The organism is Citrobacter sp. Cu096 (genome assembly GCF_030332285.1).
Classification (GTDB): domain Bacteria; phylum Pseudomonadota; class Gammaproteobacteria; order Enterobacterales; family Enterobacteriaceae; genus Citrobacter; species Citrobacter meridianamericanus.
Genome location: NZ_JAOWID010000023.1, coordinates 58214 through 81823, shown reverse-complemented (window position 1 = coordinate 81823; position 23610 = coordinate 58214). Strand labels below are relative to the sequence as shown.

Annotated in this window: 23 protein-coding genes; 13 read left to right on the top strand and 10 right to left on the bottom strand. The window is 53.2% G+C overall.

Going from position 1 to position 23610, the window contains the following annotated elements; translation table 11 throughout:
• Positions 1-35: 35 nt before the first annotated feature.
• The 6 genes from ibaG to mlaF form a co-directional block, all read right to left on the bottom strand.
• Positions 36-290 (bottom strand): BolA family iron metabolism protein IbaG, encoded by a 255-nt coding sequence (ibaG, locus tag OGX99_RS09315; protein WP_151217864.1) that lies wholly within the window; start codon positions 288-290, stop codon positions 36-38.
• A 169-nt stretch (positions 291-459) separates the two neighbouring features.
• Positions 460-753, bottom strand: a complete 294-nt coding sequence (mlaB, locus tag OGX99_RS09310; RefSeq protein WP_210905439.1) for a lipid asymmetry maintenance protein MlaB — start codon at positions 751-753, stop codon at positions 460-462.
• Complete coding sequence (mlaC, locus tag OGX99_RS09305) at positions 753-1388, bottom strand: phospholipid-binding protein MlaC (protein WP_043017796.1); 636 nt, start codon at positions 1386-1388, stop codon at positions 753-755. The genes mlaB and mlaC overlap by 1 nt, the downstream gene beginning before the upstream one ends.
• 18 nt (positions 1389-1406) lie before the next feature.
• The gene (mlaD, locus tag OGX99_RS09300) at positions 1407-1964 is read right to left on the bottom strand and encodes an outer membrane lipid asymmetry maintenance protein MlaD (protein WP_151217865.1); all 558 of its coding nucleotides are present in this window, start codon (positions 1962-1964) and stop codon (positions 1407-1409) included.
• A gap of 4 nt (positions 1965-1968) precedes the next feature.
• Positions 1969-2751 (bottom strand): lipid asymmetry maintenance ABC transporter permease subunit MlaE, encoded by a 783-nt coding sequence (mlaE, locus tag OGX99_RS09295; RefSeq protein WP_003025053.1) that lies wholly within the window; start codon positions 2749-2751, stop codon positions 1969-1971.
• A 19-nt stretch (positions 2752-2770) separates the two neighbouring features.
• Positions 2771-3571 (bottom strand): phospholipid ABC transporter ATP-binding protein MlaF, encoded by an 801-nt coding sequence (gene mlaF / locus OGX99_RS09290; RefSeq protein ID WP_286543302.1) that lies wholly within the window; start codon positions 3569-3571, stop codon positions 2771-2773.
• 214 nt (positions 3572-3785) lie between these two features.
• Between mlaF and OGX99_RS09285 the strand changes: the two genes are divergently transcribed.
• The 11 genes from OGX99_RS09285 to npr all read left to right on the top strand — a co-directional run bounded on the left by OGX99_RS09285 (position 3786) and on the right by npr (position 11711).
• Positions 3786-4763 carry a calcium/sodium antiporter gene (locus OGX99_RS09285; RefSeq protein ID WP_187253328.1) on the top strand — a complete coding sequence of 326 codons (978 nt, stop codon included), beginning with the start codon at positions 3786-3788 and terminating at the stop codon, positions 4761-4763.
• Positions 4764-4776: 13 nt separating this feature from the next.
• Complete coding sequence (kdsD, locus tag OGX99_RS09280; RefSeq protein ID WP_151224428.1) at positions 4777-5763, top strand: arabinose-5-phosphate isomerase KdsD; 987 nt, start codon at positions 4777-4779, stop codon at positions 5761-5763.
• A 20-nt stretch (positions 5764-5783) separates the two neighbouring features.
• Complete coding sequence (gene kdsC / locus OGX99_RS09275) at positions 5784-6350, top strand: 3-deoxy-manno-octulosonate-8-phosphatase KdsC (RefSeq protein WP_151217867.1); 567 nt, start codon at positions 5784-5786, stop codon at positions 6348-6350.
• Entirely contained in the window at positions 6347-6922 is a 576-nt protein-coding gene (lptC, locus tag OGX99_RS09270) for an LPS export ABC transporter periplasmic protein LptC (protein WP_151217868.1), read from the top strand. The genes kdsC and lptC overlap by 4 nt, the downstream gene beginning before the upstream one ends.
• Positions 6891-7445, top strand: coding sequence for a lipopolysaccharide ABC transporter substrate-binding protein LptA (lptA, locus tag OGX99_RS09265; RefSeq protein ID WP_151217869.1), 555 nt, complete (start codon positions 6891-6893; stop codon positions 7443-7445). Before lptC ends, lptA begins: the two co-directional genes overlap by 32 nt.
• A 6-nt stretch (positions 7446-7451) precedes the next feature.
• Entirely contained in the window at positions 7452-8177 is a 726-nt protein-coding gene (gene lptB / locus OGX99_RS09260; protein WP_003025073.1) for an LPS export ABC transporter ATP-binding protein, read from the top strand.
• A gap of 46 nt (positions 8178-8223) precedes the next feature.
• On the top strand, positions 8224-9657 hold the full coding sequence (gene rpoN, locus OGX99_RS09255) for an RNA polymerase factor sigma-54 (protein ID WP_286538721.1): 1434 nt from the start codon (positions 8224-8226) through the stop codon (positions 9655-9657).
• 22 nt (positions 9658-9679) lie between these two features.
• Positions 9680-9967 (top strand): ribosome hibernation promoting factor, encoded by a 288-nt coding sequence (hpf, locus tag OGX99_RS09250; protein WP_003025078.1) that lies wholly within the window; start codon positions 9680-9682, stop codon positions 9965-9967.
• An 83-nt stretch (positions 9968-10050) separates the two neighbouring features.
• Positions 10051-10542 carry a PTS IIA-like nitrogen regulatory protein PtsN gene (ptsN, locus tag OGX99_RS09245; protein ID WP_151217871.1) on the top strand — a complete coding sequence of 164 codons (492 nt, stop codon included), beginning with the start codon at positions 10051-10053 and terminating at the stop codon, positions 10540-10542.
• 45 nt (positions 10543-10587) lie between these two features.
• Positions 10588-11442, top strand: coding sequence for an RNase adapter RapZ (gene rapZ / locus OGX99_RS09240; RefSeq protein WP_003025085.1), 855 nt, complete (start codon positions 10588-10590; stop codon positions 11440-11442).
• Entirely contained in the window at positions 11439-11711 is a 273-nt protein-coding gene (gene npr / locus OGX99_RS09235) for a PTS phosphocarrier protein NPr (protein ID WP_003828770.1), read from the top strand. Before rapZ ends, npr begins: the two co-directional genes overlap by 4 nt.
• 79 nt (positions 11712-11790) lie before the next feature.
• On the opposite strand, the gene mtgA is transcribed toward npr, so the two are convergent.
• The 4 genes from mtgA to mnmL all read right to left on the bottom strand — a co-directional run bounded on the left by mtgA (position 11791) and on the right by mnmL (position 16750).
• Entirely contained in the window at positions 11791-12510 is a 720-nt protein-coding gene (mtgA, locus tag OGX99_RS09230; RefSeq protein WP_151217872.1) for a monofunctional biosynthetic peptidoglycan transglycosylase, read from the bottom strand.
• Positions 12507-13160 (bottom strand): isoprenoid biosynthesis glyoxalase ElbB, encoded by a 654-nt coding sequence (gene elbB / locus OGX99_RS09225; RefSeq protein ID WP_151217873.1) that lies wholly within the window; start codon positions 13158-13160, stop codon positions 12507-12509. Before elbB ends, mtgA begins: the two co-directional genes overlap by 4 nt.
• A 229-nt stretch (positions 13161-13389) precedes the next feature.
• Positions 13390-15726, bottom strand: coding sequence for an aerobic respiration two-component sensor histidine kinase ArcB (arcB, locus tag OGX99_RS09220; protein WP_187253330.1), 2337 nt, complete (start codon positions 15724-15726; stop codon positions 13390-13392).
• A 94-nt stretch (positions 15727-15820) separates the two neighbouring features.
• The gene (gene mnmL / locus OGX99_RS09215; protein ID WP_286543488.1) at positions 15821-16750 is read right to left on the bottom strand and encodes a tRNA modification radical SAM protein MnmL/YtqA; all 930 of its coding nucleotides are present in this window, start codon (positions 16748-16750) and stop codon (positions 15821-15823) included.
• Positions 16751-17434: 684 nt separating this feature from the next.
• Here mnmL and gltB point away from each other — a divergent pair.
• Positions 17435-21895 carry a glutamate synthase large subunit gene (gene gltB / locus OGX99_RS09210; RefSeq protein WP_187253331.1) on the top strand — a complete coding sequence of 1487 codons (4461 nt, stop codon included), beginning with the start codon at positions 17435-17437 and terminating at the stop codon, positions 21893-21895.
• A 12-nt stretch (positions 21896-21907) separates the two neighbouring features.
• A complete protein-coding gene (locus OGX99_RS09205; protein WP_003025096.1) occupies positions 21908-23326 on the top strand; it encodes a glutamate synthase small subunit in 1419 nt (472 codons plus the stop codon).
• The last annotated feature ends 284 nt before the right edge of the window (positions 23327-23610 follow it).

Here is a 23610-nt window from a genome sequence, read left to right as displayed (position 1 = left end):
GAATTTATCTTCGCTACCGGCACATCACCCGTAGCTCAAAAACCGTTAAGTTTGCGATCGCGCGCCCATTCTGCTGGGGTAAAGGCCTTAATCGACACGGCATGAATGCGGTTGTCCGCAATGTACTCCATCAACGGGCCATAGACTGTTTGCTGCTTCTTGACCCGGCTCATGCCTTCAAACATCTCACCCACGGCAATAACCTGAAAGTGACTGCCGTCGCCAGAAACGTGGACTTCCTGGAGGGAGAGTGCATTCATCAGCACGCTCTGAATTTCATTATTTTCCATGGGCTCTTCATTCGTCAGATAGTGAAAACAGCCCAACATCTTAGAGCAAAGTGGCGCTGTCATAAATAAGCAAAAAGCCTCGCTGATAAATCAGACAAGGCTTTAGAGGCAGATCCCTCGCAGAGGGGTTACCGGATGACGGCACAAGCCCTTATCCGGCCTGAAAAAATTAACGCGGAAGAACGTCGTCAGGCAAATTGTAAAGCTGCGCCAGCGTGTACACTTTATCGTTAACGCCAGCGAGCGAAACACCGTTCCCCTGCTGCTTGCCCTGATTAATCAGGTGCAGCAGTAATGCCAGACCACCGGTATCGACCCGGGAAACCTGGTTCAGGTCGATGCAGGATACTCCCTTCATCGCCTCAACTCGTGCATCCCATAATGGATTTAATACGTCCTGATCCAGCTCGCCCACCAGCACCAGCTTGTCGCCTTCACGCGTCCAGGTGAGTGATTGCGTCATTATTTTTTCTCTTCCAGAGTAATTTTCTGCTGAGAAATTGATTTCAACTGAGCAGTCAGGCCATCAATACCTTTCGTACGCAGCAGGTCGCTCCACTCATTTTGTTTGGTGGTGATCATACTTACGCCTTCAGCAATCATGTCATACGCCTGCCAGTTACCGGTCTGAGAATTTTTACGCCACTGGAAATCCAGACGCACCGGAGGACGACCGTTTGGATCGATGATAGTTACGCGGATAGGAACGATAGTCGCATCGCCCAGCGGCTGCTCTGGGGCAATCTGATAGGTCTGGCCATGGTACATCGCCAGCGCCTGACCGTAAGCCTGCTTCAGATATTCACGGAATGCGGCGAAATAGGCGTCACGCTGAGCGGGAGTGGCATCTTTGTAGTAACGGCCCAGTACCAGCGCGCCAGCATATTTAACCTGCACATAAGGCAACAGTTCCTGATCGACAACCTGACGCAGGTAATCCGGGTTGGAACGAATTTTAGGTTGTTCGTTCTTCAGACGGTCAAACGTCTTCTGCGCGGCCTCATTCATCAGTTTATACGGATTCGTCTGGTCCGCTGCGGTTGCCGCGCTAAGTGGGGCAATGACAAGCATAGCCACCATCATCAATCGTTTAAACATACGTCGATTCTCCTGAGATTATTTCGTTGCGCCCGCAGGCGTAGTGGCTTCATTATTGCCTTCAGTTGCGGCTGGCGCATCGCCAGAATTCTTATTGTCGTCACCTTTACTGTTGCTGTTGTAAAGGAACTGACCAATCATATCCTCCAGTACCATCGCAGATTTCGTGTCCTGAATCGTACTGCCATCTTTGAGGATAGACGTTCCCAACTCAGGATCTTCAAAACCCACGTTCAGTGCCAGATACTGCTCGCCCAGCAGACCGGAAGTACGGATGCTCAGAGAACTGGTGTCAGGAATATGGTTAAAACGCGATTCGATTTCCAGCGTCACGCGCGGCAGGTACGTTTTCGGATCTAACGAGATGTCCGCTACGCGTCCAACGACGACCCCGCCAATCCGCACCGGAGAACGCTCTCTCAGGCCGCCGATGTTATCAAAAGTCGCATAAATCGTATAAGTCGGCTCAGTACGCATGGAGGTAACGTTCGCCGCCTTCAGGCAGACAAACAGCGCAGCCAACAGCGCCACCAGCAGGAATAACCCGACCCAAATTTCATTTTTTTTCGTTTGCATGAACTCAATTCCCAAACATCAGTGCGGTCAGCACAAAATCCAGCCCCAGAACGGCAAGAGAGGCGTGCACAACGGTGCGTGTCGTTGCCCGGCTAATCCCGGCAGAGGTCGGGATCGCATCATAACCATTGAACAATGCAATCCATGTGACCGTAATGGCGAACACCACGCTCTTAATCAGACAGTTGACCAGGTCCAGACGCCAGTCGACGGCATTTTGCATAGCCGACCAGAAAAAGCCGGCATCAATACCTTTCCAGCTTACGCCAACCAGTGAACCACCCCAGATCCCCACGGCGACAAATATAATCGTCAGCAGCGGCAATGAAATGACACCGGCCCAAAAACGTGGAGAGATCACCCGGCGCAGTGGATCGACGGCCATCATTTCCAGACTGGAAAGCTGCTCGGTCGCTCGCATCAGACCAATCTCTGCAGTTAAGGCCGAACCGGCCCGCCCAGCGAACAACAGTGCCGCAACCACCGGCCCCAGCTCACGTAGCAATGACAGCGCCACCAGCATACCGAGGCTGGTTTCCGCGCTGTAGGTCGTCAGCACCAGGTATCCCTGCAATCCCAGCACCATACCGATGAACACGCCTGAAACAATAATGATCAGCATCGATAAGACGCCGACATTATAGAGCTGGCGTATCAGCAGCGGCGCATGTTTGCGAAACTCCGGTTTGCCGACAACCGCATTGAACAACATTAATCCGGCTCGCCCGAACGTCCTGAGGGTTTTTATTCCCCGATGTCCGAGTGATGCCAGCGCATTTAACAACATGGGTGGCTTAACTCCCTGTTTAGAGTAAATCGATATGGTAGTCACCCGCCGGGTAACGGAACGGAACCGGTCCATCGGCAATGCCGTCGAGGAACTGACGCACTCGCGGATCGGCATTTTCTTGCAGCGCCTGAGCACTACCGTAGGCCACAATTTTTTTGTCCGCCATTATATAGGCGTAATCCGCAATACTCAGCACCTCTGGCACATCATGAGAAACCACCACACAGGTGACGCCCAGTGCGCTGTTCAGTTCTGAAATCAGCTTCACCAGCACGCCCATGGTAATGGGATCCTGGCCAACGAACGGCTCATCAAACATAATGAGGTCAGGCTCCAGCGCGATAGCACGCGCTAACGCAGCGCGACGCGCCATCCCACCGGATAATTCAGAAGGCATTAGTTTTGCCGCGCCCCGCAGCCCGACGGCCTCGAGTTTCATCATTACCGTGCTTTTCAACAGCGGCGCAGGTAGCGTTGTATGTTCGCGCAACGGATATGCGACGTTGTCAAACACGTTCATGTCGGTAAACAGCGCACCAGACTGAAACAGCATGCTCATACGCTTACGCACGGTAAATAAACGCGAACGGGACATGGCTGGGACGTTTTCGCCGTCAAACAGGATCTTGCCCTTATTCGGGGAGATTTGTCCGCCAATCAGACGCAGCAGCGTCGTTTTGCCGATGCCTGATGGCCCCATGATCGCCGTCACCTTACCACGCGGCACCGTCAGGGAAATATTATCAAAGATGCAGCGGTCACCTCGGGAAAAGCTGACATCGCGCATATCGACTAGATTCGCCACAGACTGACCCATTGATTCATCCTTTACTATTGCCTCGTTGATCGAAGAGTTTGGCGCTCAATTTAGCCCTGAACCCAACATATTTACAGATTATTGCCTGTCCTGGTTAGCGAAAGCTGGCATTTGTTTTACTTTTTAGCCGCATAAAGTCAAAATTAAGACTTCGTTACGGCTTCCAGAAACCCTTCAAGTGGACCGGCGAGTATACCTGAAGAAAGGACTTTAGATGCTTTTAGCGACGGCGCTGTTAATAATTGGTTTACTTCTGGTGGTCTACGGCGCCGACCGTCTGGTGTTTGCCGCATCCATTTTATGTCGAAACTTCGGTATTCCCCCCATCATTATCGGGATGACCGTGGTCAGCATTGGTACATCGTTACCCGAGATCATCGTCTCCGTTGCCGCGTCAATGAACGGGCAACTCGATTTAGCCGTCGGTACCGCCATTGGCTCTAACATCACCAACATCTTGCTTATTCTTGGCTTGTCGGCGCTGATTCATCCTTTTACCGTGCATTCTGATGTTCTGCGTCGCGAATTACCGCTAATGTTGCTGGTAAGTATTTTAGCCGCATCAGTTCTGTATGACGGGCAGTTGAGCCGCAGTGACGGTTTCTTTCTTCTGCTTCTGGCCGTGCTATGGCTGCTATTCATTGTTAAAATCGCCCGTCTGGCCGAACGACAAGGCAATGACAGCCTGACCCGCGAGCAGGTAGCTGAGCTTCCCCGCGAAGGCGGGCTACCCGTCGCATTTTTGTGGTTGGGTATTGCGCTGATTATTATGCCAATGGCCACGCGTATGGTAGTGGATAACGCTACTGTACTGGCGAACTACTTCGCCATGAGCGAACTCACCATTGGGCTGACGGTAGTCGCCATTGGTACCAGCCTGCCGGAACTGGCAACGGCGATTGCGGGTCTGCGTAAAGGTGAAAACGATATTGCCGTCGGCAACATTATCGGCGCGAACATTTTTAATATTGTTATCGTGCTCGGGCTGCCCGCCTTGATTACACCGGGCGAGGTCAATCCGATGGCCTTCGTCCGTGACTACAGCGTTATGCTGCTGGTGAGCGTTATATTTGCATTACTCTGCTGGCGACGTTCGCGCCAGATTGGTCGCGGTGCGGGTGCGCTGCTGACCAGCGGTTTTATCATATGGCTGGCGATGCTGTATTGGTTATCGCCAATTCTCGTTGGATAACTGGAAACGCATTATGTCGCACTTAGAGTTGCAACCGGGTTTTGACTTTCAGCAAGCAGGCAAGGAAGTCCTGGCAATTGAACGTGAAGGCCTGGCGGAGCTTGATCAGTACATCAACCAAAATTTTACCCTCGCCTGTGAAAAAATATTCAGTTGCCCGGGTAAGGTTGTGGTGATGGGGATGGGGAAATCCGGTCATATCGGGCGGAAAATGGCGGCCACGTTTGCCAGCACCGGCACGCCCTCTTTTTTCGTACACCCTGGCGAAGCCGCACATGGCGATCTGGGCATGGTCTCGCCGCAGGATGTGGTCATCGCCATCTCTAATTCCGGTGAATCCAATGAGATAGCGGCGTTGATCCCTGTGTTAAAACGTCTTCACGTACCGCTTATCTGCATGACCGGTCGTCCGGAAAGCAGCATGGCGCGTGCGGCAGATGTGCATCTGTGTGTTAAAGTGCCTAAAGAAGCCTGCCCGTTAGGTCTGGCACCGACCAGCAGCACGACCGCAACGCTGGTGATGGGCGATGCGCTTGCCGTGGCATTATTAAAAGCGCGTGGCTTTACTGCAGAAGATTTTGCGTTATCTCATCCCGGCGGCGCTCTGGGCCGTAAGCTTTTGCTGCGCGTTAACGATATTATGCATACGGGTGATGAGATCCCGCATGTAAATAAAAGCGCTAGCCTGCGTGACGCTCTGGTTGAGATCACGCGTAAAAATCTCGGCATGACCGTCATTTGCGATGATGCCATGAAGATTGACGGTATTTTTACCGATGGCGATTTACGTCGCGTCTTCGATATGGGCGTTGATGTCCGCCAGTTAGGCATTGCCGATGTGATGACCCCAGGAGGCATTCGCGTGCGTCCGGGCATTCTTGCCGTCGATGCCCTGAACTTAATGCAGTCCCGCCATATCACCTCGGTAATGGTTGCTGATGGCGACCAGTTACTCGGTGTGTTACATATGCATGATCTGCTGCGTGCAGGTGTAGTGTAAGAAACTCAAGGATAAACAAAATGAGTAAAGCAGGTGCGTCGCTTGCGACCTGTTATGGACCCGTCAGCGCAGACGTTATCACCCGGGCAGAAAACATCCGTTTGCTGATCCTGGATGTGGATGGCGTGCTGTCTGATGGTCTGATTTATATGGGTAATAACGGTGAAGAGCTGAAGGCATTTAACGTCCGCGATGGTTACGGCATTCGCTGTGCGCTCACTTCCGGTATTGAGGTTGCCATTATTACCGGACGAAAGGCTAAACTTGTAGAAGATCGCTGTACCACATTGGGGATCACGCACCTGTATCAGGGACAGTCAGATAAACTGGTCGCCTTTAGCGATCTACTGAACAAACTGGCGGTCGCGCCCGAAAATGTCGCCTACGTTGGCGACGATCTGATCGACTGGCCGGTGATGGCACAAGTGGGATTAAGCGTGGCGGTGGCGGATGCTCACCCTTTGCTGATCCCGCGGGCAGATTATGTCACCCGTATTGACGGGGGACGCGGCGCTGTGCGTGAAGTCTGCGATTTATTACTGCTGGCACAGGGCAAACTGGACGAGGCCAAAGGGCAATCGATATGAGCAAAACCAGACGTTGGGTTATCATTCTACTGTCGCTGGCTGTCCTTGTGATGATTGGTATTAATCTGGCAGACAAAGACGACACCACTCAGGCTGTCGTCAATAACAATGAGCCAACCTATAAGAGCGAACATACTGATACCCTCGTGTATAGCCCGGAAGGCGCGCTGAGCTATAACTTGATCGCGCAACACGTTGAATATTATTCAGAACAAGCGGTTTCCTGGTTTACTCAACCGGTATTAACCACGTTTGATAAGGATAAAGTACCGACCTGGTCGATCAAGGCAGATAAAGCCAAATTGACCAACGATCGCATGCTGTATCTGTACGGCCATGTTGAAGTCAACGCTCTGGTGCCTGACTCTCAACTACGCAGAATTACCACCGATAACGCGCAGATTAACCTGGTGACACAAGACGTCACTTCCGATGATCTTGTCACGTTATATGGCACAACATTTAACTCCAGCGGACTGAAGATGCGCGGTAACTTACGCAGCAAGAACGCCGAGCTGATTGAAAAGGTTAGAACCTCATATGAAATTCAAAACAAACAAACTCAGCCTTAACCTTATGCTTGCCAGCACACTTCTGGCCGCCAGCATTCCGGCATTTGCCGTCACCGGCGATACCGAGCAGCCGATCCATATTGAGTCTGACACGCAGTCGCTCGATATGCAGGGCAATGTTGTCACCTTTACTGGCAACGTGGTGATGACTCAGGGCACCATCAAAATTAACGCCGATAAAGTCGTTGTGACCCGCCCTGGTGGCGAACAGGGCAAAGAGATTATTGATGGCTACGGTAATCCCGCAACCTTCTACCAGATGCAGGACAACGGTAAACCGGTTAAAGGTCGCGCCTCACACATGCACTATGAACTGGCGAAGGATCTCGTCATCCTGACCGGTAACGCCTACCTGGAACAACTCGATAGCAACATTACCGGCGATAAGATCACCTATCTGGTAAAAGAGCAGAAAATGCAGGCCTTCAGCGAGAAAGGCAAGCGCGTCACCACCGTTCTGGTTCCGTCGCAGTTGCAGGACAAAAACAAGGCCAAGGCTCCGGCAGAGAAAAAAGGTAACTGATTCGTTATGGCAACATTAACTGCAAAGAACCTTGCAAAAGCCTATAAAGGCCGCCGCGTGGTGGAAGATGTCAGTCTGACCGTCAACTCCGGGGAGATAGTCGGTCTGCTCGGTCCTAACGGCGCGGGCAAGACGACGACCTTTTACATGGTGGTCGGCATTGTCCCGCGCGATGCGGGCAACATTATCATTGATGACGAAGATATCAGCCTGCTGCCTTTGCATGCGCGCGCACGTCGCGGCATTGGCTACTTACCGCAGGAAGCGTCAATTTTTCGCCGCTTGAGCGTGTTTGATAACCTGATGGCGGTGCTGCAGATTCGTGACGATCTGACCAGCGAGCAGCGGGAAGATCGCGCCAACGAACTGATGGAAGAATTCCACATCGAACACCTGCGTGACAGCATGGGACAGTCGCTATCCGGTGGCGAACGACGCCGCGTGGAGATCGCCCGCGCGCTGGCCGCTAATCCGAAATTTATCCTGCTGGATGAACCGTTTGCCGGTGTTGACCCGATTTCGGTTATTGATATCAAACGGATCATCGAACACCTGCGCGACAGCGGGCTTGGCGTGCTGATTACCGACCATAACGTCCGCGAAACGCTGGCAGTGTGTGAGCGCGCCTACATCGTGAGTCAGGGCCACCTGATCGCGCACGGTACGCCAACAGAAATACTGCAGGATGAGCACGTGAAGCGCGTATACCTTGGGGAAGACTTCAGACTCTGATAGGGTAGAAGACTTCACGTCACCGCAGGAGAGAAAAACTCTGAACATGAAGCAAGGTTTGCAACTCAGGCTTAGCCAACAACTGGCGATGACGCCTCAGCTACAACAGGCTATCCGTCTGTTGCAGCTGTCCACGCTGGAACTTCAGCAAGAACTTCAGCAAGCGCTGGAAAGTAACCCACTGCTCGAGCAAACCGATCTTCACGACGAAATTGATACCCAGGAAAAACAGGACAGCGAATCACTCGACACTGCAGATGCTCTTGAACAAAAAGAGATGCCAGAAGAGCTGCCGCTTGACGCCAGCTGGGATGAAATTTACACCGCCGGTACGCCTTCGGGTACCAGCGGGGATTACATCGACGACGAACTGCCTGTGTATCAGGGTGAGACCACGCAATCGCTGCAGGATTACCTGATGTGGCAAGTGGAGCTGACCCCGTTCTCAGATACCGATCGCGCTATTGCGACATCCATTGTTGATGCGGTAGACGAAACCGGTTATCTCACCGTAACTCTGGACGATATTCTCGAAAGCATGGGCGATGACGACATCGGTATGGATGAAATCGAAGCCGTGCTTAAACGCGTTCAGCGTTTTGATCCCGTGGGCGTAGCGGCCAAAGATCTCCGCGACTGCTTACTGATCCAACTTTCACAGTTTGATAAAGCCACGCCGTGGCTGGAAGAAGCGTCCCTGATCATCAGCGATCACCTCGATCTGCTAGCCAACCATGACTTCCGCACGCTAATGCGCGTGACCCGACTGAAAGAAGAGGTGCTGAAAGAGGCCGTTAACCTTATTCAGTCTCTGGACCCAAGACCCGGGCAGTCTATCCAGACCGGTGAGCCAGAGTACGTCATTCCAGATGTACTGGTGCGTAAGCATAACGATCGCTGGGTGGTCGAACTCAACGGCGACAGCATTCCACGGCTGCAGATTAACCAGCACTACGCCGCCATGTGCAACAGCGCGCGCAACGATGCCGACAGCCAGTTTATTCGTAGTAATCTGCAGGATGCGAAGTGGCTGATTAAAAGCCTGGAAAGCCGCAATGATACGCTGCTGCGCGTCAGCCGCTGCATCGTTGAACAGCAGCAAGCCTTCTTTGAGCAAGGCGAAGAGTTTATGAAACCGATGGTGCTGGCGGATATCGCCCAGGCCGTCGAGATGCATGAATCGACCATTTCCCGAGTGACCACGCAAAAGTATCTGCACAGTCCGCGCGGCATTTTTGAATTGAAGTATTTCTTTTCCAGTCACGTTAACACTGAAGGCGGAGGCGAAGCCTCATCCACGGCGATCCGTGCGCTGGTGAAGAAATTAATTGCTGCGGAAAACCCCGCGAAACCGCTGAGCGACAGCAAGTTAACCTCTATATTGTCAGAACAGGGTATCATGGTGGCACGCCGCACCGTTGCGAAGTACCGAGAGTCTTTATCCATTCCGCCGTCTAACCAGCGCAAACAGCTGGTCTGACCCAACCGATAAGGAAGACACTATGCAGCTCAACATCACTGGAAACAACGTCGAAATCACGGAAGCCCTGCGCGATTTTGTTAATACAAAATTCGCCAAGCTCGAACAATATTTCGACCGGATTAATCAGGTCTATATTGTGTTGAAAGTGGAGAAGGTTACACATATCTCGGACGCAACACTGCATGTGAACGGTGGCGAAATTCATGCCAGTGCGGAAGGTCAGGATATGTACGCCGCCATTGACGGTTTAATTGATAAACTGGCTCGGCAATTAACAAAACATAAAGATAAACTGAAACAGCACTAACTTGTCCGGGCAGTTAGCGGGTGCAGGACGGCCTGTTGTGTAGCACAACAGGCCATTTGTACAGTTAGCGCTTAGGTGAAATTATGACAAATAACGATACGACTCTACAACTGAGCAATGTTCTTAACCAGGAATGTACACGCGCGGCAGTTCACTGCCAAAGCAAGAAACGCGCACTGGAAATCATCAGTGAACTGGCGGCAAAGCAGCTCAGCTTGCCTTCTCAGTTGGTATTTGAAGCTATTTTAACGCGTGAAAAAATGGGTAGTACCGGCATCGGGAATGGTATTGCTATCCCGCACGGAAAGCTGGAAGAAGACACGATGCGCGCAGTGGGCGTGTTTGTGCAACTTGAAACGCCTATCGCTTTTGACGCCATCGATAATCAACCCGTCGATCTGCTTTTCGCTCTGCTGGTACCGGCGGACCAAACCAAGACGCATTTGCATACGTTGTCACTGGTCGCCAAACGTCTGGCAGATAAAACAATCTGCCGTCGCCTGCGCGCCGCACAGAGTGACCAGGAGTTGTATCAAATCATCACGGACACCGAAGGTGGACAGGATGAAGCATAACAGCCCAATGGCATCCTTTTTTGTCGTTGTGAGGAGAAACAGTACATGGTACTGATGATCGTCAGCGGTCGTTCGGGGTCAGGCAAATCTGTCGCCTTGCGTGCGCTGGAAGATATGGGTTTTTACTGCGTGGATAACCTTCCCGTAGTGCTGTTGCCCGATCTGGCTCGTACTCTGGCCGATCGCCAGATTTCTGCAGCCGTCAGCATTGATGTGCGCAACATGCCTGAGTCCCCGGAGATTTTCGAGCAGGCAATGAACAATCTGCCTGAAGGCTTCTCACCACAGCTGCTGTTCCTTGACGCCGATCGGAACACCCTGATTCGTCGCTACAGCGACACGCGTCGCCTGCACCCACTCTCCAGCAAGAACTTATCTCTGGAAAGCGCTATCGATAAGGAAAGCGACCTGCTGGAGCCCTTGCGCTCTCGCGCTGACCTGATCGTTGATACCTCCGAAATGTCCGTGCACGAACTGGCGGAAATGTTGCGTACCCGACTGCTGGGCAAACGCGAACGCGAATTGACGATGGTATTCGAATCCTTTGGTTTCAAACACGGCATTCCCATTGACGCGGATTACGTGTTTGACGTGCGTTTCCTGCCTAACCCACACTGGGATCCGAAGCTGCGCCCGATGACCGGTCTTGACCGACCCGTCGCCGCCTTCCTCGACAGGCACACAGAAGTACACAATTTTATCTACCAGACGCGCAGCTATCTTGAGCTATGGTTACCCATGCTGGAAACCAACAACCGCAGCTACCTCACCGTAGCCATCGGCTGTACCGGCGGGAAACACCGTTCGGTGTATATTGCAGAGCAGCTGGCAGACTATTTCCGCTCACGCGGTAAAAACGTGCAGTCACGCCATCGTACGCTGGAAAAACGTAAATCATGACCGTGAAGCAAACTGTTGAAATCACGAACAAGCTGGGCATGCATGCCCGCCCAGCAATGAAACTGTTTGAACTGATGCAGGGCTTTGAAGCAGAAGTTTTGCTGCGTAATGATGAAGGAACGGAAGCCGAGGCAAACAGCGTTATCGCTCTGCTGATGCTGGATTCCGCTAAAGGGCGTCAGATTGAAGTCGAAGCCACGGGTCCACAGGAAGTTGAAGCCCTGGCAGCAGTAATTGCGCTATTTAATTCAGGGTTTGACGAAGATTAGTCGAGTGCAGAGTTACCGTTTCAGCACCTGGCCAATAGGCCGGATAAGGCGTTTAAGCCCTCTTCCGGCAATAACCCCGTTAATACAGCTTATTTTCCCGCATGAACGACTCACCGCCTAACTGGCGCATTTGGCGCATAATCCACGCCTGACGGCTACGCACATAACCAGAAGGCGCATTCGCCTTAAAACGCAAAGGATTGGGCAATACCGCCGCCAGCAAGGCCGCTTCAGACAGACTCAACCGACTGGCTGGCTTATGGAAATAGCGCTGCGCCGCCGCCTCCACGCCGAAAACCCCATCGCCAAACTCAGCAATGTTCAGGTAAACGGTCAGAATACGTTTCTTGCTCCAGACGGTTTCCATACCCAGCGTAAGCCCGGCTTCGAGGCCTTTACGCACCCAGCTACGCCCATCCCACAGAAAGAGGTTTTTTGCCGTCTGTTGCGATAAGGTCGACGCCCCGCGGATACGGTTTTCATTACGTTCGTTGTGCGCCAGCGCTTTCTCTATGGCGGAGACATCGAATCCCCAGTGCTCGGGAAACTTCTGGTCCTCTGCGGCAATGACAGCCAGTCCCATCCACACAGAGATCTCATCCATGCTCACCCAGTCCGAGTGCGCCACATAACCAAAATCACCGGACAGCCATGCGCCCAGTTGCCGTTCAACCATTACCGCAGAGAAAGGTACAGGCATCACGCTGAAAAGTGCGATGCCCCCGCCCCAGAATACGGCGAGGACAATGACCGCCCGCAGAAAGATACGTCGCAGAAAGGCGGTAACTCCTTTTTTCATTCAGCCAGTACCAGAACACGCGAGACCAGTTTCTCGATACCGCTCGCGGCTTGAGCGATGTCCTGTGCCAGCATATAGGCGGGCGTGGTGACAATTTTGTTGTCTTCATCGACGACAATGTCATCAACCGGACACGGAACATGTTCAGCGCCCATTTCTTCCAGCACCTCTGCCGTATCAATATCAGTACCGATGGTCAGACGCAGCGGGAAGTCAAAAATTTTAGGTAACATGGCGGGCGCAATACACATAAAACCCAGCGGCTTACCCGCCTGATGCATGGCCACCGCCAGCGCGGCTAAGTCGCTATCAACCCGGCAGTCGCTGCCCTGGCTGGCAAAATTGCTCAGATTTTTGGCCGCGCCAAACCCACCTGGCACTATCAACGCGTCCAGTTCCGTTGAGACTGCCTGAGCGAGAGGGCGGATATCACCACGTGTTATACGTGCGGCTTCAATCAGCACATTTCGCGTTTCCTGCATCGGCTCGCCGGTCAGATGATTAATCACATCCGCTTGTTGTTTATCCGGAGCAAAGCAGACGGCTTGTGCGCCGTTGCGGGCAATGGCCAGAAGCGTGAGAACAGTTTCATGGATCTCTGCACCGTCGTACACGCCGCATCCGCTGAGGACTACACCCACTTTTTTCATCGTGATACTCCTTTCTCAACTGGCTGAAACATATTAGTTATTATGATTTAAATGCTACGCTTCACACATTTAACTGATTCATGTAACAAATTATTTAAGATTTGCTATCTTAACTGCGTGCGGCCTGAGAATTAGGGCTGCGCCCTTGTAAACAATGATAATAATTTACGGCGCAGCCACGATTTCCCTGGTGTTGGCGCAGTATTCGCGCACCCCGGTCAAGCCGGGGTCATTTTTTTTCCACGCTCGCCACCCAGGCTTTTAATACTGCCACGTCGTGCTGCCACTCCTGCTTCATCTCTTCAATCCATTCAGCAACGTTATCTTCCCAAGCAGGGAGATCCGGCGACTGGATTTGCTGAGCTAACTGTTGCAAGTGGCGCAGTCCCACTGAACCTGCCGCACCTTTAATTTTATGGCCTTCCTCAACCACGCCTTTTTTGTCACGTGCGGTCAGATTGGATTCCAGCACGCTCAAATATCCCGGCATCATCTTCTCAAACACCGCCAGCCCGTCGGTAATTAACTTCGGTCCCACCAGCTCGAGGTATTGTTCCAACATAGGAATATCTAACAGCGCTTGCGATTTACTGCTCTCTTCAGATGTCACAGTGCTCTCCTCTTTGTTTCGGGTATCCCAGTATTTTTTGATCATGGCGGTTAACGCCGGAACCGACAGCGGCTTACTCAGCACGTCGTCCATTCCCGCGTCCAGATACTCTTTTTTATCTTTCAGGACGTTGGCGGTGAGCGCAACCAGCGGCGGCAGATCCTCACGTGGGTATTTTTGCGTCAGCTCGCGCGAGATATCCAGGCCGGTCATATCCGGTAGCTGAATATCCAGCAACACCAGGTCATATTCGCCCGGCGTGAACATTTCCAGCGCGGCTTTCCCGGTCATGGCGACATCGACACTGTTGCCCAGTTTTTCCAGCACAGAACGCGCGACAATAACGTTCAGTTCAATGTCTTCCACCAGCAGCACATTCAGGGCTGGCAGCGGCATGTCATCGTCTTCAAAGGCGTCTTCTATCTCTTCCGCTACCGCAGGCGCATGCACGGTCAGCGTAAAGATCGAGCCTTTGCCAGCCTGGCTGGAGACCGTAATATCACCGCCCATATTTTTCGCCAGACGCTTCGATACGGCCAGTCCAATCCCGGTTCCCGTTGCCGGTTTGCCACCGTTGCTGTCCTTCACCTGATAATACATGGCGAAGATTTTATCCTGCTCATCCTGCGGAATGCCGATCCCAGAATCTTCAACCTCGAAATGCAGCATATCGCCCTGGTCATAGCGCGCCCTTACGGTCACCTGCCCCTGCTGTGTAAACTTCACGGCGTTGCTTATCAGATTCCACAGAATCTGGCGCAAACGCGTGCCGTCGGTAATGACCTTATGCGGTAGCGGTAACGTTGGCTCAAGTACAAAACGCAGCCCTTTTTGCTGCGCCTGCAGGCCAGAGAGGTTTTCCAGATCCGCCATAAAACTGGTGAAGTCAACAGGTTGGTTATCGAGCTGGACTTTACGTCGCTCCATCTTGTCCATGTCAATGATATCGTTGAAAATATTCCCAAGCGTCACGGCAGAGACATGAATGGTTTTCAGGTATTTTTCCTGCTCAGCAGTCAGGTCTGTATCCAACAGGATCCGGCTTAAGCCGACAATACCGTTAAGCGGAGTGCGCAGCTCGTGGCTGATGGTGGAAATGAAGGTGGTCTTATCACGGCTGGCACGTTCAAGTGCGTCCTGATAACGCTTACGCTCGGTAATATCTCGCCCAAAGCCCATCAGGCCATGTCGCTTACCTACACGGTCATAGTACGGCACTTTACGAATTTCAAAGCAGGCTTTGCGCCCGTCCGGGTAGTCCAGCCATTGTTCGTAGGTGAGCGAGACGTTATGACGGAATACCTTCTCGTCGGTTTCAATTACCTTTTCAGCCGCCTCAGGGGAGTAAACATCAGCCGGTTTTAAATGCACCAGTTGCTTTTCGCTCTTGCCGGTCAGCAGTTCCATGGCACGGTTACAGCCGGAAAACTCTTTATCTTCATTACGATAAAAAACCAGATCCGGCGAGGCATCAAGGAAAGAGCGTAGAAAGGAAGACTGTTGCTCGAGCTGGATCTGCGCTTCTTCGCGCTCTTTGATTTCAACCTTCAGTTGCTCGAACGTATCCTGGCGCTCCGCTTCGGCTTTTTCGCGCTCAACAATTTCCTGATTGAGCTGGGCAATATTATCTTTCAACTGCACATTGAGCTTGAGATCGCGCTCGCGCATCTCTTCCAGCTTTTGGACCAGTCGTGACAAGCGTTGTCGGGACTCTTCGAGTTGCTCCACCACCACTGACAGGAAGTAGACAGCCCAAGGGGTAATTAACAGACCAAAAAAGATAGAACGGATAACATCAATACTTTCTACCTGACCATGCAGCACCATGGTGACAGCCATCTGCACCACAATTGCCAACACGACCAGAGCCAGCGCTAATAGCAGCGAAAAGCGCACCAGACCCAACTTCATCATCAGGTCGACGTAATATTGCGCCAGCATACGGATTTGCTTCATAGAGGGTTCCTTCACGACAACTTGGCACAATAATACTCAATTCTTGGCGTGACGTTTGAGAATGTGCAAGAAATGCGGGGTTTCCCTCATCACGCTACGCTGTTGGCGGGCTCCAGGGTCGTCCGAGAGCAGATCCCTGGACGCCATGTACGTTGAGATAACGATCCAGTTCAACCATCCCGGTCCAGCGATTTTCACACCACAGAGGTGCCAATAGTGTTGGGCGACGCGCGCTGGCGGAAATGCGATGATAAATCACCTCTGGCGGCGTATGGCGGATCATCTCCCCGGCGGTAACCGTATAGTCGTCCAGTTCTATGCCGCTCAGCCGCCCCGCTTCCCAGGCTTTCGCCATCGTACTGCCTTTCACGATATGCAGCGGATGCAGCTTAATACCGTCGACTCCCGTCTCCACCACACGCTCCATGGTTTGCAGACATTCTGCCAGCCCTTCTCCCGGCAGACCCACAATCAGGTGCGAGCACACCTTCAGTCCGCGCTCGCGTGCCAGCCGCGTGGTGTTCTGGTAGCAGGCAAAATCATGGCCGCGGTTAATACGGTGCAGAGTTTTATCATGCGCGGTTTGCAGACCGAGCTCCAGCCATACCTCATAGCCCAGGTCTTTATACTCACAAAGCAGATCGAGTACCGCATCCGGTACACAGTCGGGGCGCGTGCCAACACATAATCCGACGATGCTGGCCTGGCTGACGGCCTGTTGGTACATCGAACGCAGCACCTGTACTTCAGCAAAGGTGCTGGTATAGGCCTGGAAATAGGCCAGATAGCGTCTGGCGCGATTGACCAACTGCGCCTGATGCTCAAGCTGCTCGGCAATGGAATGATGCTGTTGAGCTTCATCAGCAAACGAGGCGACATTACAGAAAGTACATCCGCCACGTCCGATGGTGCCATCACGATTTGGACAGCTAAAGCCGCCGTGCAGCGTGAGTTTATGAACCTTTTGTCCATAACGGCGAGAAAGATCCCCACCAAACATATTGACTAATTTCTGTAACTGCATAATCTGGTAGACCGCGCCTTGAAAAGAGGCCAAAGCCTGCCATTTTTTGCCCCAGTCGGCGATGACCTGGATCAATCGCCCTGGCGAGCCTTTATTTATTGCATAACAAATCAAAATAATTGAAATTCCATTCACTAAAAATCTAATTACTTTTCCTTATATTCAGCGGTTTTTTTTATCTTCTTATACTCTCAGCGTAAAAACAGTATCTTTAAGACGCCGAAAGTTTATAAACCAGCATAAAATGCCAGACATCTCGATAAATAAAGGGAGGACAAGGGATATCAGGCCTTTCTGACAGTGAGACAGATCACACTTCCAAGAGTATTCCCCTCGGGTTAAATCAATGTAAAAAATCCTTTTATTTCAACATTTTCATAAAGTTAATTGCCCTACTGCACATTTTTGCATAAATAAGATTGCCATTTGACCTGTGTGTGGATTCCCGATAACTTGGAAATCCGCTGGAAGCTTTCTGGATGAGCAGCCTGCTCATCATATTTATGCAGTTATTGAGATTCCCTCTGAAGCAAGTCCTCAAACTTGTTTGACCTGTGCGAAAAGGATAAAGAGGGCGAATGCGAGGTAAGCGTATGACACGCAAACCCCGTCGCCATGCTCTTGGTGTGCCCGTGCGCAACGGTCCAGATGGGGATCCCGCAGAGCCTGGGGAGGTTCACTGATATGTTGTACGATAAATCCCTTGAGAGGGATAACTGTGGTTTCGGCCTGATCGCCCACATAGAAGGCGAACCTAGCCACAAGGTAGTGCGTACCGCCATACACGCACTGGCCCGTATGCAGCACCGTGGCGCAATTCTTGCCGATGGAAAAACCGGCGATGGTTGCGGCCTGCTGTTACAAAAACCTGACCGCTTTTTCCGCATCGTGGCGCAAGAGCGCGGCTGGCGTTTAGCCAAAAACTACGCCGTCGGCATGATCTTTTTAAATAAAGACCCTGAGCTGGCTGCGGCTTCTCGTCGCATTGTTGAAGAAGAATTACAGCAGGAAACCCTGTCGATTGTCGGCTGGCGCGACGTGCCGACCAACGAAGGTGTTCTCGGTGAAATTGCGCTCTCCTCCCTGCCTCGTATCGAGCAAATTTTTGTTAACGCCCCTGCGGGCTGGCGTCCGCGTGATATGGAGCGTCGCCTGTTCATTGCGCGTCGTCGTATCGAAAAACGCCTCCTGCAAGACAAAGACTTCTACGTCTGTAGCTTGTCGAATCTGGTCAATATCTATAAAGGTCTGTGTATGCCGGCGGATCTGCCGCGCTTCTACCTGGACCTCGCAGACCTGCGTCTGGAATCGGCCATCTGCCTGTTCCATCAGCGCTTCTCCACCAACACCGTACCGCGCTGGCCGCTGGCGCAGCCGTTCCGCTATCTGGCGCACAACGGTGAAATCAACACCATCACCGGCAACCGCCAGTGGGCTCGCGCGCGTACCTATAAGTTCCAGACCCCGTTGATCCCGGATTTGCACGACGCCGCGCCGTTTGTTAACGAAACCGGCTCAGACTCCAGTTCGATGGATAACATGCTGGAACTGCTGCTGGCAGGCGGGATGGACATCATCCGTGCCATGCGCTTACTGGTTCCACCGGCATGGCAGAACAATCCGGATATGGACCCGGAGCTGCGTGCGTTCTTTGACTTTAACTCCATGCACATGGAACCGTGGGATGGCCCGGCGGGCATCGTGATGTCCGACGGTCGCTTTGCCGCCTGTAACCTCGACCGTAACGGCCTGCGTCCGGCACGCTACGTCATCACCAAAGACAAGCTGATCACCTGTGCCTCTGAAGTCGGGATCTGGGATTATCAGCCGGATGAAGTGGTAGAGAAAGGCCGCGTCGGCCCCGGCGAACTAATGGTTATCGATACCCGCAGCGGGCGCATTCTGCACTCCGCCGAAACCGATGACGATCTGAAAAGCCGACATCCGTACAAAGAGTGGATGGAGAAAAACGTCCGCCGCCTGGTACCGTTCGAAGACCTGGCTGACGATCAGGTCGGCAGCCGTGAGCTGGACGACGATACGCTTGCCAGCTATCAGAAACAGTTTAACTACAGCGCTGAAGAGCTGGATTCCGTTATCCGCGTGCTCGGCGAAAATGGCCAGGAAGCGGTCGGTTCAATGGGTGACGATACCCCGTTTGCCGTGCTCTCCAGCCAGCCACGCATCATTTATGACTACTTCCGCCAGCAGTTCGCGCAGGTCACCAACCCGCCGATCGACCCGCTGCGTGAAGCGCACGTCATGTCGCTGGCCACCAGCATTGGTCGTGAGATGAACGTCTTCTGCGAAGCTGAAGGTCAGGCACACCGCCTGAGCTTTAAATCGCCGATCCTGCTGTACTCTGATTTCACCCAGCTCACCACCATGAAAGAGGAGCATTATCGCGCTGACCGCCTGGATATCACCTTCGACGTGACCGAAACTACGCTCGAAGAGACCGTCAAAGCATTGTGTGATAAGGCGGAACAGATGGTGCGCAACGGCACGGTACTGCTGGTACTCTCTGACCGCAACATCGCCAAAAACCGCCTGCCGGTTCCGGCGCCAATGGCCGTGGGCGCAGTGCAAACACGTCTGGTAGAACAAAACCTGCGCTGTGACGCTAACATCATCGTGGAAACCGCCAGTGCCCGTGACCCGCACCATTTTGCCGTCCTGCTCGGCTTTGGCGCGACGGCAATCTATCCGTACCTCGCGTATGAAACATTGGGACGTCTGATCGACACTCAGGCGATTGCCAAAGATTACCGGACCGTGATGCTGAACTACCGTAACGGCATCAATAAAGGTCTGTACAAAATCATGTCCAAAATGGGCATCTCGACCATTGCCTCTTATCGCTGCTCGAAGCTGTTTGAAGCCGTTGGTCTGCACGATGATGTGGTTGCGTTGTGCTTCCAGGGCGTGGTTAGCCGCATCAGCGGCGCAGGATTTACCGACTTCCAGCAGGATCTGCTGAACCTCTCCAAACATGCCTGGCTGGCGCGTAAGCCCATCAGCCAGGGAGGATTGCTGAAGTACGTCCACGGCGGCGAATACCACGCCTACAACCCGGACGTGGTGCGCACGCTACAACAGGCGGTGCAAAGCGGCGAGTACAGCGACTATCAGGAGTATGCAAAGCTGGTCAACGAGCGCCCAGCGGCCACGCTGCGCGATTTGCTGGCGATTACACCTGGCGATGAAGCCGTAAGTATTAACGACGTCGAACCTGCGACCGAACTGTTTAAGCGCTTTGATACCGCCGCCATGTCTATCGGCGCATTAAGCCCGGAAGCACACGAAGCGCTGGCCGAAGCGATGAACAGCATCGGCGGTAATTCCAACTCCGGCGAAGGCGGTGAAGACCCGGCGCGCTACGGCACCAACAAAGTGTCGCGGATTAAGCAGGTGGCTTCTGGTCGCTTTGGCGTAACCCCGGCGTACCTGGTCAACGCAGATGTCATTCAGATTAAAGTCGCTCAGGGCGCAAAGCCCGGCGAAGGCGGCCAGTTACCGGGCGACAAAGTCACTCCGTACATCGCCAAACTGCGTTATTCGGTACCGGGCGTGACGCTGATCTCCCCACCGCCGCACCACGATATCTACTCTATCGAGGACTTAGCGCAGCTGATTTTCGACCTGAAACAGGTCAACCCGAAGGCGATGATCTCGGTGAAGCTGGTTTCCGAACCGGGCGTGGGCACTATTGCCACCGGCGTAGCGAAAGCCTATGCGGATCTGATCACCATCGCCGGCTACGATGGTGGTACTGGCGCAAGCCCGCTGTCATCGGTGAAATACGCCGGTTGCCCGTGGGAACTCGGTCTGGTGGAAACCCAGCAGGCGCTGGTGGCTAACGGTCTGCGTCACAAGATTCGTCTGCAGGTCGATGGCGGTTTGAAAACCGGCGTCGATATCATTAAAGCGGCGATTCTGGGTGCAGAGAGCTTCGGTTTCGGTACCGGCCCAATGGTCGCGCTGGGCTGTAAATATCTGCGTATTTGCCATCTGAACAACTGTGCAACCGGCGTGGCAACTCAGGACGACAAACTGCGTAAGAACCACTATCACGGCCTGCCGTTCAAAGTGACCAACTACTTTGAATTCATCGCCCGTGAAGTGCGTGAGCTGATGGCTGAACTGGGCGTAACCCGTCTCGTCGACCTGATTGGCCGCACTGATCTGCTCAAAGAGCTGGATGGATTTACCGCCAAACAGCAAAAGCTGGAGCTGTCTCGTCTGCTGGAAACCGCCGAGCCGCATCCGGGTAAAGCGTTGCATTGCACCGAGAACAACCCGCCGTTTGATAACGGCGTGCTGAACGCCCAGCTGTTGCAGCAGGCGAAGCCGTTCGTCGACGAGCGCCAGAGCAAAACCTTCTGGTTCGATATCCGCAACACCGACCGTTCCGTCGGCGCATCGCTGTCGGGCTATATCGCTCAGACGCATGGCGATCAGGGGCTGGCTTCTGATCCGATCAAAGCGCACTTCAGCGGTACTGCAGGCCAGAGCTTTGGCGTGTGGAACGCGGGCGGCGTGGAGCTGTATCTGACCGGCGATGCCAACGACTATGTCGGTAAAGGCATGGCGGGCGGCCTGCTGGCGGTGCGCCCTCCGGTTGGCTCTGCTTTCCGTAGCCATGAGGCGAGTATCATCGGTAACACCTGTCTGTATGGCGCCACCGGTGGTCGCCTGTTTGCTGCGGGTCGTGCGGGTGAGCGCTTTGCAGTGCGTAACTCCGGTGCAATCACCGTGGTTGAAGGTATTGGCGACAACGGCTGTGAATACATGACCGGCGGCATCGTCTGTATTCTCGGCAAAACCGGCGTTAACTTTGGCGCGGGCATGACCGGCGGATTCGCCTACGTGCTCGACGAAGACGGTGAATTCCGCAAACGCGTAAACCCGGAACTGGTCGAAGTGCTGAGCGTGGACTCGCTGGCGATCCACGAAGAGCACCTGCGCGGCCTGATTACCGAGCACGTACAGCATACCGGCTCTTCTCACGGCGAAGAGATCCTGGCGAACTGGCCAGCATTCTCGGCGAAATTCGCGCTGGTAAAACCAAAATCCAGTGATGTGAAAGCACTGTTGGGTCACCGTAGTCGTAGCGCAGCAGAGCTGCGTGTGCAGGCGCAGTAAGGGGTAGCAGCAATGAGTCAGAACGTATACCAATTTATCGACCTGCAGCGTGTTGATCCGCCGAAGAAGCCGCTGAAGATCCGTAAGATCGAATTTATCGAGATCTACGAGCCGTTTTCCGAAGGCCAAGCCAAAGCGCAGGCAGATCGCTGCCTGTCCTGCGGTAACCCGTACTGCGAGTGGAAGTGTCCGGTGCATAACTACATCCCGAACTGGCTGAAGTTGGCGAATGAGGGACGTATTTTTGAAGCGGCAGAATTGTCGCACCAGACCAACACCTTGCCGGAAGTCTGTGGCCGTGTATGCCCGCAGGATCGACTGTGTGAAGGATCCTGTACGCTGAACGATGAGTTTGGCGCAGTAACTATCGGCAATATCGAGCGCTATATCAATGATAAAGCCTTCGAGATGGGCTGGCGTCCGGATATGACCGGCGTTCGCCAGACGGACAAGCGCGTGGCAATTATCGGTGCGGGTCCGGCGGGCCTGGCCTGTGCTGATGTGCTAACCCGCAACGGCGTGAAGGCAGTGGTATTTGACCGTCACCCGGAAATCGGCGGCCTGCTGACCTTTGGTATCCCGGCCTTCAAGCTGGAAAAAGAGGTCATGACCCGGCGCCGTGAAATCTTCACCGGTATGGGCATTGAGTTCAAACTGAACGTGGAAGTGGGCCGCGACGTTCAGCTCAACGACTTGCTGAAGGATTACGACGCCGTGTTCCTTGGTGTCGGTACCTATCAGTCGATGCGCGGCGGGCTGGAAAACGAAGACGCTGATGGCGTGTTTGATGCCCTGCCGTTCCTGATTGCCAATACCAAACAGTTGATGGGCTTTGGCGAAAGCAGCAACGAGCCATACATCAGCATGGAAGGCAAACGTGTCGTCGTGCTCGGCGGTGGCGATACCGCGATGGACTGCGTGCGCACCTCCGTACGTCAGGAAGCATCGCACGTTATCTGCGCCTATCGTCGCGACGAAGAGAACATGCCGGGTTCCAAACGCGAAGTAAAAAATGCGCGTGAAGAAGGCGTCGAGTTCCAGTTCAACGTCCAGCCTTTAGGTGTGGAAGTGAATGCCAACGGGAAAGTGTGCGGCGTGAAAATGGCGCGCACTGAAATGGGCGAACCGGATGCGAAGGGGCGCCGCCGTGCGGAGATCGTCGCTGGATCCGAGCACGTTGTTCCGGCTGATGCGGTGGTCCTGGCGTTTGGTTTCCGCCCACACAGCATGGAGTGGCTGAAAGAGCACAGCGTCGAGCTGGATTCACAGGGCCGCATTATTGCCCCGGAACGTAGCGATAACGCTTTCCAGACCAGCAACCCGAAAATCTTCGCCGGTGGCGACATCGTGCGCGGTTCGGATCTGGTAGTCACCGCGATAGCCGAAGGTCGTAAAGCGGCAGACGGGATTCTGAACTACCTGGAAGTGTAATACTTTTGGCTCCCCTGACGCTGATAGCTGGGGAGCCAATATTCCTCCACTAAATACATGCGGTATCATTTTTCGAAAACCGCTCACAAATACAGCTGTATATTCAGTACATTGAAATTCCGCAGACAGTGTCTGCAGAATCTTACCATTTGGCGTAACACTTAATCTTTTCCACTACCCTGGTCGGCGTTTGTCCGCTTCTTATTGGTTAAAAATGTCGAGCCCAAAAATCAACGCAATCATCAACCTCATGAATAAAAACCATGTAAAGATTATACGTAATC

Excerpts from the sequence above, each read along its gene's own strand:
- gltB (WP_187253331.1), top strand. The coding sequence starts at position 17,435 with ATGTTGTACGATAAATCCCTTGAGAGGGATAACTGTGGTTTCGGCCTG.
- mlaD (WP_151217865.1), bottom strand. The coding sequence starts at position 1,964 with ATGCAAACGAAAAAAAATGAAATTTGGGTCGGGTTATTCCTGCTGGTG.
- kdsC (WP_151217867.1), top strand. The coding sequence starts at position 5,784 with ATGAGTAAAGCAGGTGCGTCGCTTGCGACCTGTTATGGACCCGTCAGC.
- kdsD (WP_151224428.1), top strand. The coding sequence starts at position 4,777 with ATGTCGCACTTAGAGTTGCAACCGGGTTTTGACTTTCAGCAAGCAGGC.
- OGX99_RS09285 (WP_187253328.1), top strand. The coding sequence starts at position 3,786 with ATGCTTTTAGCGACGGCGCTGTTAATAATTGGTTTACTTCTGGTGGTC.
- mlaB (WP_210905439.1), bottom strand. The coding sequence starts at position 753 with ATGACGCAATCACTCACCTGGACGCGTGAAGGCGACAAGCTGGTGCTG.
- OGX99_RS09205 (WP_003025096.1), top strand. The coding sequence starts at position 21,908 with ATGAGTCAGAACGTATACCAATTTATCGACCTGCAGCGTGTTGATCCG.
- mlaC (WP_043017796.1), bottom strand. The coding sequence starts at position 1,388 with ATGTTTAAACGATTGATGATGGTGGCTATGCTTGTCATTGCCCCACTT.
- lptA (WP_151217869.1), top strand. The coding sequence starts at position 6,891 with ATGAAATTCAAAACAAACAAACTCAGCCTTAACCTTATGCTTGCCAGC.
- npr (WP_003828770.1), top strand. The coding sequence starts at position 11,439 with ATGACCGTGAAGCAAACTGTTGAAATCACGAACAAGCTGGGCATGCAT.
- rpoN (WP_286538721.1), top strand. The coding sequence starts at position 8,224 with ATGAAGCAAGGTTTGCAACTCAGGCTTAGCCAACAACTGGCGATGACG.
- ptsN (WP_151217871.1), top strand. The coding sequence starts at position 10,051 with ATGACAAATAACGATACGACTCTACAACTGAGCAATGTTCTTAACCAG.
- mtgA (WP_151217872.1), bottom strand. The coding sequence starts at position 12,510 with ATGAAAAAAGGAGTTACCGCCTTTCTGCGACGTATCTTTCTGCGGGCG.
- elbB (WP_151217873.1), bottom strand. The coding sequence starts at position 13,160 with ATGAAAAAAGTGGGTGTAGTCCTCAGCGGATGCGGCGTGTACGACGGT.
- mnmL (WP_286543488.1), bottom strand. The coding sequence starts at position 16,750 with ATGCAGTTACAGAAATTAGTCAATATGTTTGGTGGGGATCTTTCTCGC.
- mlaF (WP_286543302.1), bottom strand. The coding sequence starts at position 3,571 with ATGGGTCAGTCTGTGGCGAATCTAGTCGATATGCGCGATGTCAGCTTT.
- rapZ (WP_003025085.1), top strand. The coding sequence starts at position 10,588 with ATGGTACTGATGATCGTCAGCGGTCGTTCGGGGTCAGGCAAATCTGTC.
- mlaE (WP_003025053.1), bottom strand. The coding sequence starts at position 2,751 with ATGTTGTTAAATGCGCTGGCATCACTCGGACATCGGGGAATAAAAACC.
- ibaG (WP_151217864.1), bottom strand. The coding sequence starts at position 290 with ATGGAAAATAATGAAATTCAGAGCGTGCTGATGAATGCACTCTCCCTC.
- lptB (WP_003025073.1), top strand. The coding sequence starts at position 7,452 with ATGGCAACATTAACTGCAAAGAACCTTGCAAAAGCCTATAAAGGCCGC.
- hpf (WP_003025078.1), top strand. The coding sequence starts at position 9,680 with ATGCAGCTCAACATCACTGGAAACAACGTCGAAATCACGGAAGCCCTG.
- arcB (WP_187253330.1), bottom strand. The coding sequence starts at position 15,726 with ATGAAGCAAATCCGTATGCTGGCGCAATATTACGTCGACCTGATGATG.
- lptC (WP_151217868.1), top strand. The coding sequence starts at position 6,347 with ATGAGCAAAACCAGACGTTGGGTTATCATTCTACTGTCGCTGGCTGTC.